11 protein-coding genes are annotated in these 12,581 nt (G+C 66.4%); 4 read left to right on the top strand and 7 right to left on the bottom strand.

Going from position 1 to position 12,581, the window contains the following annotated elements; all coding sequences use genetic code 11:
• Positions 1–258: diiron oxygenase (locus A8G18_RS13890; RefSeq protein ID WP_167352097.1), on the top strand; the 258-nt coding region annotated here is incomplete at its 5' end.
• A 120-nt stretch (positions 259–378) separates the two neighbouring features.
• Here A8G18_RS13890 and A8G18_RS13885 read toward each other — a convergent pair.
• Positions 379–1,209 carry an IclR family transcriptional regulator gene (locus tag A8G18_RS13885; RefSeq protein ID WP_371053899.1) on the bottom strand — a complete coding sequence of 277 codons (831 nt, stop codon included), beginning with the start codon at positions 1,207–1,209 and terminating at the stop codon, positions 379–381.
• Positions 1,210–1,597: 388 nt separating this feature from the next.
• Between A8G18_RS13885 and A8G18_RS13880 the strand changes: the two genes are divergently transcribed.
• Positions 1,598–2,911: a bifunctional o-acetylhomoserine/o-acetylserine sulfhydrylase gene (locus tag A8G18_RS13880; protein ID WP_064064336.1), complete on the top strand. Its 1,314-nt coding sequence runs from the start codon at positions 1,598–1,600 to the stop codon at positions 2,909–2,911.
• A gap of 83 nt (positions 2,912–2,994) precedes the next feature.
• Here the strand turns inward: A8G18_RS13880 and A8G18_RS13875 are convergent, their stop codons facing one another.
• From A8G18_RS13875 to A8G18_RS13855, 5 genes are all read right to left on the bottom strand, one after another.
• Complete coding sequence (locus A8G18_RS13875) at positions 2,995–3,360, bottom strand: hypothetical protein (RefSeq protein ID WP_016934909.1); 366 nt, start codon at positions 3,358–3,360, stop codon at positions 2,995–2,997.
• Positions 3,357–4,061 (bottom strand): ABC transporter ATP-binding protein, encoded by a 705-nt coding sequence (locus tag A8G18_RS13870; protein ID WP_064064335.1) that lies wholly within the window; start codon positions 4,059–4,061, stop codon positions 3,357–3,359. Before A8G18_RS13870 ends, A8G18_RS13875 begins: the two co-directional genes overlap by 4 nt.
• Complete coding sequence (locus A8G18_RS13865) at positions 4,058–4,801, bottom strand: ABC transporter ATP-binding protein (protein WP_064064334.1); 744 nt, start codon at positions 4,799–4,801, stop codon at positions 4,058–4,060. The genes A8G18_RS13870 and A8G18_RS13865 overlap by 4 nt, the downstream gene beginning before the upstream one ends.
• A complete protein-coding gene (locus A8G18_RS13860) occupies positions 4,794–7,064 on the bottom strand; it encodes an ABC transporter permease (RefSeq protein WP_064064333.1) in 2,271 nt (756 codons plus the stop codon). Before A8G18_RS13860 ends, A8G18_RS13865 begins: the two co-directional genes overlap by 8 nt.
• A 63-nt stretch (positions 7,065–7,127) precedes the next feature.
• Positions 7,128–8,525 (bottom strand): ABC transporter substrate-binding protein, encoded by a 1,398-nt coding sequence (locus tag A8G18_RS13855; RefSeq protein ID WP_016934046.1) that lies wholly within the window; start codon positions 8,523–8,525, stop codon positions 7,128–7,130.
• Between the two features lie 277 nt (positions 8,526–8,802).
• Between A8G18_RS13855 and casG the strand changes: the two genes are divergently transcribed.
• Positions 8,803–10,467 carry a steroid-24-oyl-CoA synthetase gene (gene casG / locus A8G18_RS13850; protein ID WP_064064344.1) on the top strand — a complete coding sequence of 555 codons (1,665 nt, stop codon included), beginning with the start codon at positions 8,803–8,805 and terminating at the stop codon, positions 10,465–10,467.
• Positions 10,468–10,492: 25 nt separating this feature from the next.
• Here casG and A8G18_RS13845 read toward each other — a convergent pair whose 3' ends face one another.
• A complete protein-coding gene (locus A8G18_RS13845; RefSeq protein WP_064064332.1) occupies positions 10,493–11,371 on the bottom strand; it encodes an amidohydrolase family protein in 879 nt (292 codons plus the stop codon).
• 189 nt (positions 11,372–11,560) lie between these two features.
• Here A8G18_RS13845 and A8G18_RS13840 point away from each other — a divergent pair, with 189 nt between their 5' ends.
• Positions 11,561–12,544, top strand: coding sequence for a siderophore ABC transporter substrate-binding protein (locus tag A8G18_RS13840; RefSeq protein ID WP_084421797.1), 984 nt, complete (start codon positions 11,561–11,563; stop codon positions 12,542–12,544).
• Positions 12,545–12,581 lie beyond the last annotated feature (37 nt).

The raw sequence follows: 12,581 nt of genomic DNA, 5'->3' as shown, positions 1-12,581 counted from the left end.
GCGAGTCGCGCGCGACTCGCGTTCGAGCGGTTCAACACCGCGCTCGTGGTCTTCTTCGTCGTCAAGAGCATGATCCACCCCGACGTGTACGCCAATGCGGGCCTCGACCGCGAGCGGGCACTGCGAGAGGCCAAGGGCAACAAGCACTATCACGACCAGGTGCGCAAGTCGGGAGCGAAGCTGATGACCTTCCTCGACAACGTCGGCCTCATCGGCGGACCGTCGAAGATCCTCTACAAGAAGGTCCACCTGCTCTGAGGCGCATACCGCCGTAGAACGCACTGTGCGCAGTTCTCGCCGAGCCCCCCGAGGGCTTCCGACGAGAACTGCGCACAGTCGTTCGAGGTGAACCGGATTCGTGGTGGAACCGGAAGGACGTCAGCCCACCTTCTCGGTGGCACCCGGCAGGTTGTCGTCGCGCTCCTGCTCGGGGAACAGGGTGCGCGTGATCTTCCGGGCCGTGTCGGCGACGATCGGTGCCACCCATTCGAGACGGGTCGAGCGGGCGTCTGCCGCGAGCGACAGGGCGGCCACAGGGCCGTCGACCCCGCGGAGGGCGACACCCACACATCCGATGCCCCGCGCGGCCTCCTCGCGCTCGAACGCGACGCCACGCCGCTTGCGAATGCGGTTGAGCTCCTGGTGCAGTGCGACCTCATCGCGGATGGTGCGCTCGGTGCACGGGACGAGCTGCTTACCGTAGAGCGCATCGATGCGTTCGGGTTCGAGCCACGCGAGAATGGATTTACCGGCCGCGGTGGCGTAGGCGGGGAATCGTCCACCGACCCGTGAGGGCACGGTGGAGGCGAACTGCCCACCCACCTTGTCGAGGTAGAGCACCTCGTCGCCTTCGAGCACCGTCAGATGGACGACGGCGCCGGTCTGCATCGCGAGTTCGTGGAGGTGCGGTGCGGCAGCCTCCCTGATGCGGCGATGACCGGTGTCGCTGCCGCCGAGGCCGAGGGCACGCGGGCCGAGGCAGTAGCCGAAGGAGGCGTGCTCGATCCACTCGCGACGCACGAGGTGGTCGAGGATACGGTGCACGGTCGAGCGGGGAAGCCCCGAGCGACAGGTGACCTCTTCGAGAGTGAGGGCGCCCCGACTGTCGAAGGCCTCGAGGATGAGCGTCATCCGATCGACCATCGATGGAGGGAGTTCTCGCTTGGACGAGGTACCGACGGGCTCGAGCGCGGAGTCGACGGCGGTCAACTGCACCTCCAAAAGTCCTGGCCACGACCCTGCGCGCCTCATGAAACTGGAATCTGTTCCAAAACGTTAGCAGTAACAGCCGTCACACCGGAAGGGGTACACACAGACTGTAGGTACTCCGGAGTCGGTTTCCCGGCGAGAGGGAATCCCTACGACTCTGGTCGGAATCGTGTGGACAGGATATTGTCGGGACCGTGAGCAAGACGTACGAGCGCGCGAGCCGGTCGCCGCACCGTCGTGCCCCCCTGTCGTGTATTCGCGGGTGCCGAGCCCGCTGACCGCCGCACCCGTTCCTGCCCCTCGATGCCGCCACCCGACGGCGTCGTGCCCGGGGCCCGAAGGTCAGCATGTCGACGATCAGAACACATCTCGAATCCGGAGCAGAGCCATGAGCGACACCACCCCTGAAGCAATCGACCCCAGCGCGAACTGGAGCTTCGAGACCAAGCAGATCCACGTGGGCCAGCCCGCCGGCGGCGACACGAAGGCCCGGGCCCTGCCCATCTACCAGACCACCAGCTACACCTTCGACAGCACCGATCACGCCGCGGCGCTCTTCGGTCTCGCCGAGCCCGGCAACATCTACACCCGCATCATGAACCCGACGCAGGACGCGGTCGAGCAGCGCATCGCCGCCCTCGAAGGTGGCGTCGCCGCCCTCCTGCTCGCCTCCGGTCAGGCCGCCGAGACCTTCGCGATCCTCAACCTGGCGCAGGCCGGCGACCACATCGTGTCGAGCCCGTATCTCTACGGCGGCACCTACAACCTGTTCCACTACACACTGCCCAAGCTCGGCATCGAGGTCACCTTCGTCGAGGATCCCGACAACCTCGACCAGTGGCGTGAAGCCGTCCGCGACAACACCCGTGCGTTCTTCGGCGAGACGATCGCCAACCCGAAGAACCACATCCTCGACCTGCCCGGCATCTCGGGTGTCGCCCACGAGAACGGGCTGCCGCTGATCGTCGACAACACGGTCGCCACCCCCTACCTGCTGCGCCCGCTCGAGCACGGTGCCGACATCGTCGTCCACTCGGCCACCAAGTACCTCGGCGGCCACGGCACGGCCATCGCCGGTGTCATCGTCGACGGCGGCACGTTCGACTGGACGCAGGGCCGCCACGCCGGCTTCACCACCCCGGACCCGAGCTACCACGGCGTCGTCTTCGCCGACCTCGGCGCACCGGCCTACGCGCTCAAGGCGCGTGTGCAGCTGCTGCGCGACATGGGCGCGGCGGTCTCCCCGTTCAACGCCTTCCTCATCTCGCAGGGCCTCGAGACGCTGAGCCTGCGGATCGAGCGGCATGTGGAGAACGCGCAGAAGGTCGCCGAGTTCCTCGAGGGACGCCCGGAGGTCACCTCCGTCGCCTACGCCGGCCTGAAGTCGTCGCCGTGGTACGACCGCGCCCGGCAGCTCACCCCGCGCGGTGCCGGCGCGATCGTGGTGTTCGAGCTCTCCGGCGGCATCGACGCCGGCAAGCGGTTCGTCAACGCGCTGACCCTGCACAGCCACGTCGCGAACATCGGCGACGTCCGCTCGCTGGTCATCCACCCCGCGTCGACGACCCACTCGCAGCTCACCGGTGAGGAGCAGATCGCGGCCGGCGTCACTCCGGGCCTGGTGCGACTGGCCGTGGGCATCGAGCACATCGACGACATCCTCGCGGACATCACCGCCGGGCTCGAAGCAGCCGGAAGCTGATCCGTCCGAAGCGTGAACGGCGACGGCCCATCCCTGACGGGGTGGGCCGTCGCCGTCTCACAAGCAGGCTCGAGGGGGCGGGGTCAGCCCTTCCGGACGAGCGCCTGCTCGATCCTGTCCGCCTGCGCGCTGCTCTCGAGCAGCTGCCGGACCAGCCACAGACTCAGGACCCGCGTCACCGCAGCCGCGAGGTACACGGCGGCCCCGGCCACGGTGAGCGCCACGAATCCCAGCGCCAGCAGCTGGTAGGACAACAGGTCGCGCGCGTCGGACAGTGTCAGCGATGCGATGTAGACGACGAAGACCGCGACGGCGCCGACCACCATCAGGATCAGGCCGACGATCCGGGCCTTTCCGCCCGAACCGGAGCGGGAAGCGTCGAGCCCCAGTGCCGCAACATCTTTCTTGAACTGCTCACGTCGTTCGTCGACGAGTGCGGTCATGGTCATCCTCCTAGATAGGTGGTGGACAGTTCTTCTTCGATTTCCGCCGGATCACCCGTGCGCACCACTCGGCCCTGCAACATGAGGGCGGCACTGGTGGCGATGGGAAGGACCGCCCTGGCAAACTGCTCGGCGACGAGAATTGACACGCCGTCGGCGGCGAGCTCACCGACGATGTCGTAGATCTGGGAAACGATGCGCGGTGCCAGACCCATCGACAATTCGTCCAGCAACAGCACCGTCGGATGGGTCCCGAGTGCCCGCGACAAGGCGAGCATCTGCTGTTCGCCACCCGACATCGAACCGGCCAACTGCGTGCGGCGTTCACCCAGCACCGGGAACCGGGTGTACGCGACCTCTTCGAGATCCGCGAGCGGAACACCGGTACCCGTTCCGATCCACAAATTCTCGCGCACGGTGAGGTTCGGGAAGATTCCCCGGCCCTCGGGGATCGAACACACTCCCAGACGTGCGAGTTCCGCCGCGGACACACCGTTGACGACACGACCGGCCAACCGGAACTCTCCCGACGACACGGGATGGATGCCCGAGCACACCCGCAAAGTCGTCGTCTTGCCTCCGCCGTTGGGTCCGAGCAGAGCGACCACCGCTCCCGGTTCGAGAACCAGGTCGACGCCGTGCAACACCTCGATCGCACCGTATCCGGCTCGGACGCCGGACAGTTCGAGCAACGGTTCGTTACTCATACCGCCTCCTCCTCGGTGCCGATGTACGCGTTGATCACTGCCGGATCGTTCCTGATCTCCTCCGGCAGACCACTCGCGAGCACCGCGCCGTAGTCGAGCACGTGGATATGAGAACAGATCTTCATCACCAGCGGGATATCGTGCTCGACAAGGCATATCGCGAGACCGTCCTGCGCGAGATCGCCGAGCAGTGCGGCGAACGCCTCGGTTTCCTGCTCGGTCTGCCCGGAGGCGGGCTCGTCGAGCAGCAGCACGCGCGGTGACGTCATCAGCGCCCGCGCCACCTCCACCACGCGCGCGCGGCCGGTGGGCACGTCCGAGACGTCGGTCCCCGCGATGTCGGTCAGGCCGGTCAGTTCGAGCAGGCGGTCGGCTTCCTCGTCCACATCGACCTTGTTGTGGCCGTTGGCGTTGTGGATGTCACCCGCCACCCGGAGGTTGTCCCGCACGGACAGCGATACGAACAATTCGAGGCGCTGGAACGTGCGGGCCATGCCCATGCGGGCCCTCTTGTAGGGCGGCAGCGACGTGATGTCGCGGCCGTCGAGAAAAACCTTGCCGGCCGTCGGCCGCTGCAAACCGGTGATCGTGTTGAACAGTGTCGTCTTCCCGGCCCCGTTGGGCCCGATCAGCCCTGTCACGGTTCCCGGTGCGATTCCGATGCTCACGTCCTTGACGGCGACGTGACCTCCGAATCGCACGGTGACACCGCGTGTTTCCAGAATCGATGTCTCAGCCATGGGAAATCAGTTCCTTCTCCGTCCCGGTGGGACGAGCCGACAGATACTCGTCGATGCCGAGTTCACGATCGATCTCGTCCCGCGTCTGCGCACCGTAGGGTTCGTCGACGCCGATCCGCTCGGGGATCAGCGGCGCGCGCCGCTGCGCTTCCTCGGCACCGAGCACTGCTTCGGGCATCAGCCACTGCCCCATCACCGGCAGCATGAACACCGTCACGATCGTGATCGACGCGAACCACCAGTTGTCGAGGACGCCGGTCAACGCGAGCAGGTAGGACACGAGCACGACCGCAGCTCCACCGACCAGTACGGGTTTCGCGTTCCTCAGCCCGCGGTAACCCTCGACCATCTGATGGACACTGCCGCTCGGGTTGGCTGCGACCCCGATACCGATGAGGGCGGGGCTCACTGCGGCGACGTTCCCGAGGAAAGTCCACATTCCGGCCAGTTCCGGTTGTTCTGCAGCAAGATTCGAGAACGACACCATGATGACGGCGAAACCGATACCCGACATCAGACCACCGAACAGCGCGCCGGAGACGTATCCGATGCCGGCCACGACGGTGAGCATCAGCACCGACAGGCTCACCATGATCGAGAAGCTCTCGTTCGACACCGAACCCATCGCGCTCGACATGAACAACCCACCCAGCCCGGCGATACCCGCCGACAGGGTGAACACGCCGAACTTGAGACGCACCAGGCTCTGGCCGAGCATCGCGGCCGCCGCGGGACTGTCCTTCATCGCCGCGAGCCGGCGCCCGTAGCCGCTGTTACGCAACGCGATCACGCCCACGCCGAGAACAGCGAAGAGCACCGTCATCGTCATGAGGAAGGTCGTCTCGTTCCGCAGGTCCAGGGGCCCGACCTTCAGCGGTGGGATCGCGATGTTCCCGTCGGTGAACAGCGAGAACTCGACACCGAACAATTCGTGCCGGGTGGTGTCGCGCAGCACCATGTTCGACAGGAACACCCCGAACGCCATCGTGGCCAGAGCGAGATACAGGCCGCGCAGCCGCAGCGCCGGCAGCGCGATGAGTCCACCGATGACGGCGGTGACGGCGACGCCGAGCGCCACGCCCCACACGTTCAGGTGGGCGGCCAATCCGGTTCCGGAGATACCGAAATGGAATGCCACGATCGTCGCGATCGCCCCGAACGACACCGGCGCCAGGTTCATCTCGCCCGCGTAGCCGGTCAGGAGGGTCAGCGACAGCGCGATGATCGCGAAGGTCATGCCGATCGTCAGGGTCGTGATCGCCGACGTCACCATCAGCAATCGGACGGCGTAGACGATGACGACGAGGGCCACCGCCCAGGCGATCGCCTTGCGCACCGACGGCACGTGGTACCGCTCACGGGTGCGGGTCACGGCACCGCGCAACCGATCCTGGGGCAGCACGATGAGAACGACGAACAGCGCGATCATCGGTAGCGACACACGCAGGTTCGACGTCCACGTCCACGCGGTCGGGAAATAGGCCAGCACGTAGGTGGCGGCCAGGCCGAGGAACAGAGCGCCGGCGAAGGTGCGCGGGATGCTGCGCAACCGGCCGAACATCGCTGCCGCGAACGCGTCGATGACGAGCAACGTCAGCATGTTCGCTTCGAGGGTGCCACCGCTGATCGGTGTCACGAGGACACCGGCGAGCACCGCGAGGGTCGAACCCATCATCCAGGACAGCGCCGCAAGCCGGTCGGGGTCGTGTCCGTTCAGACGCAACAGGTCGGGATCGTCGACCACGGCCCGCATCGCGACACCGGCGCGTGTGCGGACGAACATCACGCGCAGCCCGACGGCGATGAGCACGGCGGCCCCGATGCAGATCAGCTCGTGGTAGCGGACGGCGACGCCGAACAGTTCGATCTTCGCCTGGTCGCCGAAGAACATCGACATGGTGCGGGCGGTCTCGGGATGCCAGAACCAGTGAGAGATCGAGAGCATGCCGAGCAGGATCGACACCGTGACCACGATCTTGGTGACCTCGGCGGTGTCGCGCATGCCACGCATGATCACGACGTAGAGCAACAGACCCGTCAGCGGGCCGAGCACGCCGAGGACGATGAGCAACGCGACCGGCGTGGGCAGACCCCAGCCGTAGCGCAGTTGCCAGTAGACGAATGCCCCGAGCATCGCCTGCGCGCCGTGCGCGAAGTTGAAGATGCCGGACGTGTTGTAGGTGAGAACGAGGCCCGATGCAGCGATCGCGTAAACCGATCCGAGCACCAACCCCACGATCGTGAAGGTCAGAAAGGTGTCCATGCGAGTACCTCTGGTCGGGGTGCCGGCGGACGTGTGTCACGTCCGCCGGCACCGGCCCGCGGATCAGACGGTCGGTCGAATGACGTTGGGATTCAGGTATTTCGTCGCGATGCGGTCGGGCCCCAGCTCGGTGCCCCAGGTGCTGGGATCGGTCGCGACACTGTAGCGGTCGTCGCACTTGAAGGTGCCTGCCTCCGCCGGGAACGCCTGGGTGTACTCGGCGCCTTCGAGCTTCACGACGAGACCGCAGGTCGCGGGCATGTTGTTGCCGGGATCGGTGACCGCGTGCAACCCGCCGCCGTCCCATTCGTGGATCTGGGAGAGTTCGTCGACGACACACTGACGGGTCAGATCCGATCCGCACGCGTCCGCGGCGGTCGCCCACAGCAGGAACGAGGAGGTGGCCTGCATGCCGAGCAGCGCGGTCTTGCCGTTCTGCTTCGTGACGAGCTCGACGTACTTCTTCACGGCCGGTACGGCATCGGCGTTCTCGATCATCTGGAAGGTCATGCCGGCATGGAGATTGTCGAGCAGGCCGTTCTCACCGTTCCAGGCCTGGGCCGCGTTGCCGTACCAGGTGGCCTCTCCGAGCAGGATCGGATCGATGCCGGCCTGGTCGAGTGCCTTCACGAAGTTGAACTCGGCCGGAACCGGAGAACGCGAGGTCCACAGGCCCTTGACGCCGCACTGCTTGAATTTCTCGGCGAAGGGCGCGTAGCTCGACTCCCCTTCGTAGTTGAGGGTGACACCGCAGTTCTTGAGCGTGAAGCCGGCAGCCTTGGCGATGGACCGGATCTTGGTGCTCGCCGAGATGATCGTGGGCATCGTGCTGTCGATGACGTCGAACTCGCCGAGCAGCTCGGGGTACATCTCGGCGATCTGGAACCACTGCGAGCCGTTCGCATAGTCGACCGGGAACGGGACGCCCTGATAGGTCATCGGGCCGTTGGCCGCATCGGGAGACACGGTGAAGGCGGGAACCGCGGCGAGATTGCACGCGACCCGGGTCTGCTCGGAGGTCTGATCCATGGCGAAGCCGTGCCCGACCATCATGAACTGGTTCGCACACGCGTCCTGCATCACGGCGTTGGCCTGCGTCATCGCGGCGTCGTAGTTGGTGCCGACGATCGTGCGGCCGTTGATGCCGCCCTGCGCGTTGCACCAGTCGATCATGGCGGTGACGGCGTCACCCATCTCCTTGTTCAGGCCGGCACTCTTGACGAAACCGCGATCGTCGCCGTAGCCGATGCGGATCTCGGTGTCGCTGACCCCCTGATCGGTGTTCCCCGACGCCTCCCCGGGACCACAGGGGGAGGCGAGCGTTCCGAACGACGCCTCGGCCGACTGGCCGGCCACGGCGGCCCCGGCCCCTGCCGGAGCGAGCGCGCCGGCCGACGGGTCGGCACCGCGGTCCGACGCACACGCGGACGTCGCCACTACGATGGCGAACAGGCCCGCCATCGATTTCGATGCAGCACTGAGTTTCACGACGATGTACTCCTTCGTCTCGGTCTGGGCCGAGGCGCGATGAGGGGGCGCCGGACTGTAGGCCGGGTGCCGCGAAGGTAGCCACCTCGCCGAGTGAGACCTGGGCCACTCCCACTCACCGAGACGGATTTGTGACAGTCGACACAGCACGTACGATCGGTGCACTCGGTCACCCGCGCAGATGCCCCGCGCTCCGGCGTATACCCTGCTGCGCGACCGATACGTGCGGGACCCCCAGAAAGGCAGATCCTTGACAGCACCAGCGGATCTGCAGCAGATGCTGCAGAATGTCGTTCTTCGACTCACCGGCCCCGGCGGCCGATTCGAGCTCGTGGACGAGGACGTACGCGGTAACCGCATGCAGGTGATGCGCAACCGCGGCAGACGGATCGGCGACCTCGTCGCCGAATCCCGGCGATGGGGCGATCGCGACTACCTCGTCACCGCCGATCGCCGGATCTCGTTCACCGAACACGCCGATGCGGTCGCCGCACTGGCCACCGCGCTACGTGACGACTACGGCGTGCGCAAGGGTGATCGTGTCGCCGTCCTGGCCGCCAATTCGCCCGAATGGATCGTCACCTTCTGGGCGGCCCAGTGCCTCGGCGCGATCGCGGTGGGACTCAACTCGTGGTGGACTCCGGCCGAGATCGCCTACGGGGTGGATCTCACCGGGCCGAAGGTGATCGTCGCCGACGCCAAGCGCGCCCAGCTTCTCGCCGCGGCCGACGCCTCCGGCTACGAGCTGCTCACCATCGAGCAGGACGTGCCGCGGATCGTGTCCGAGAAGGCCGGCTCGGAACTGCCGTCCACCGATGTGGACGAGGACGATCCGGCGGTCATCCTGTTCACCAGCGGGACGAGCGGGCGCCCGAAGGGTGCCCTGCATTCGCATCGCAACGTCCTCGCCGTGGTCGACTACCACCGTTTTTCGGACGCGCTGGTCGCGGGGATGTACCAGCGCCCCTACGACGACTCGGTGCCCAGCGAGAGCCGGTACCTGCTGGTCTCGCCGCTGTTCCACATCGCCAGCCTGCACAATCTGGCGGTGCCGCGACTGGCGACGGGCAGTGCCGTCGTCATGACCGAAGGCGCATTCGACGTCGACAAGGTGTTCACCCTCATCGAGCGGGAGAAGGTGACCAACTGGGGCGCTGTGCCGACCATGGCCGCGCGCATGCTCGAGCACGAGAACCCCGACAGGTACGACCTGTCCTCGCTCACGGCGTTCGCGCTCGCGTCGGCTCCGTCCTCCCCCGCGCTGAAGCAGCGGTTGCGTGAGAAGTTCCCCTTCGCGGAGCAGGCGCTGGTGGACAGTTACGGACTGACCGAATGCAGCACGGCCATCGCCGTGGCCACGGCTCCCGAACTCGAGGCGTTCCCCGGCACGCTCGGCAACCCGATCATCACGGTGAGCCTGGAGATCCGTGATCCGTTCGGTGAGCGGGTACCCGACGGCACCGAAGGTGAGGTGTGCGTCCGCAGCCCCTACGTGATGCTCGGCTACTGGGAGGACCCGGACGCGACCGCAGCCGCGATCACCGCCGACGGATGGTTGCGCACCGGGGATTACGGCACGGTCGAGAACGGCCGCCTGCGGTTGACCGGGCGACGGTCCGATCTGATCCTGCGCGGCGGGGAGAACGTCTACCCGACGGAGATCGAACAGCGCCTCGACGAACATCCCGACGTCGTGGAATGCGCCGTGATCGGCGTCGAACACGACGATCTGGGTCAGGAGGTCGCAGCGGTGGTGGTGCTGCGGTCCACCAGCACCGTCGGCGAGGACGAGCTGCGGTCCTTCTGTGCCGAGCAGTTGGCCTACTACAAGATCCCGACCGTCTGGCGGATCACGCAGGATCTGCTCCCGCGCAACGCGACCGGCAAGATCCTCCGGCGCGCGATCTCCGTCTGAGCGAGCGGGGCACCACCCCGCGCGCTCACCCGTCGAGCCCGAACAGTGCAGTGGCATTCGCGCGGCACACCGCGCGAATCCACTCGCTGTCCGGGGCAACGCGTTCGAGCGCCTCGAGCTGGTGGATGTAGCCGTACGGGATGTTCGGGAAGTCGCTGCCCAGGAGGATCTTCTCCCGAAGTGCGTCGAGACGGGGGAGCTGGTCCGGCGGGAACGGGGTGTCCTTCTCGACGAAATCGGTGAATGCCATCGTCGTATCGAGGTAGACCCGCTCGTACTGCTGGGCGAGATCGAGGAATTCGCGGTACTCGGGCATGCCCATGTGCGCGACGATCACCGTCAGCCGTGGAAACCGGCGCAGAAGTTCGTGCATGGGTGCGGGGCCGGTGTGGGCACCGGGCGCCGGTCCCGACCCGCAGTGCACGACGATGGGCACGCCCGAGTCCTCGAGGAGACCCCACACGTCGTGGAGGAGCGGGTCGAGCGGTGAATAGTCGCCGACCTGGATGTGGGATTTGAACACACGTGCACCCGCCTCGAGCGCCGACGCGACGTAGTCCTTCGCGTCGGATTCGGGATAGAAGGTGGCGGTGTGGAGACAGTCGGGGGTGCGTGACGCGAAATCGGCCGCCCACGAGTTGAGCCATGCCGCCATCGCGGGTTTGTGCGGGTACAGCATCGCGGTGAACCGCGCTACCCCGAACTCGCGCAGCCGAGCGACGCGCTCTTCCTCGTCGTGCCGGTAGGTGATCGGCCACGGGCGTCCGATGAGCGGCCCCGCGGAGTCGAAGTATGCCCAGACCTTGTCCATGACCCGGCGGGGCATGAAATGCGTGTGGACATCCACGAGGTGGTCGAGTCCGTGAACGCTACGGAACCCGGCGATCCGCTCGGCTTCGTTCATGACGTGACCGTACCCGTGAATCCGTGGCACCGGGGAACGGACGATCCCACGCTTCCTCCCGGCGATCCACGTCATGAGACCCGAGGGCAACGCAGGATTGGCTAACCAATACTATGTGATCGTTGCCTTACCAAACCTCGAGCGTTCTGGCTTCCGTCACAACGCCGCCCCGCCCCTCGGAGTCACACCGTGAAACTGAATTTCAAACGCATGCTGTTCGCCCCGGCCCTCGTCGGCGCGCTCGTCCTCACCGGATGCGGGAACAGCGGCACCGATGCGCCCGCATCCGGGAACGGCGCGACGGTCACCGTCGAGACCAACAACGGTGAGATGGAAGTTCCGGTGGCCCCCGAGCGCGTGGTCGCCCTCGACAACAAGTCGTTCGAGATGCTGCGCGACTGGGGCATCACCCCTGTCGCCCTGCCGAAGACCCTCCTCCCCAACACGGGCTTCGACGAGTGGCGCCGGAACGACTCCATTCTCGACGTCGGCACTCATCGTGAGCCGAAGCTCGAGCTCGTGAGTGAAGCCGAGCCGGACCTGATCATCGGCGGGTCGCGCTTCGCCGAGTTCACCGGGGAACTGTCGAAGATCGCTCCCGTCGTCGACGTCTCCGCGCTGGACGACTCCGAGGGCGGTTACATCCAGGGACTGAAGGATCAGACCCTCACCCTCGGTCGGATCTTCGGGAAGGAAGCCGAATCCCAGGAGATCGTCGCCGAGCTCGATGCCGCCACCGAGGCCGCTCGGGCCGCCACGAACGGCGAGAGCGTCTTCCTCGCCGTCGTCGCCGGCGGCAAGATCGACAACGCTTCGGGCCGCATCGGCCGCCTGCTCGAGGGCGTGAACCTGAAGGACGTGTTCGCCGGGGACGCCGGCGACGTCCACGGCGATTCCGGCCTGGCTCCCGAGACCGTCGCGCAGGCCGACCCCGACTGGATGATCGTGCTGGACCGCGATTCCGCCGTCGCCGTTCCGGGCGAGGCAACCCCGCAACCGGCGGCCTCCGTCATCGACGCGCAGGAAGCATTCGCCGCCACCACCTTCGCCACGAAGGACCAGATCATCTACCTGGACAACGACTTCTACAAACGTGAGGGCATCGAGTCCTACACCGAGGCGTTCCAGCAGATCGCCGATGCCTTCGACACCGCGAACCGGTCTGCACAGTAGGTCCCCTGTTGTTCGACGCTCCACAGCAGCCTGCCCC

The sequence above is a fragment of the Rhodococcus gordoniae genome (assembly GCF_001646655.1).
In the GTDB taxonomy this organism is placed as follows: Bacteria; Actinomycetota; Actinomycetes; order Mycobacteriales; family Mycobacteriaceae; genus Rhodococcus; species Rhodococcus gordoniae.
Note: the sequence above shows the minus strand (reverse complement) of the source record. Positions and strands in the feature narration are given on the sequence as shown.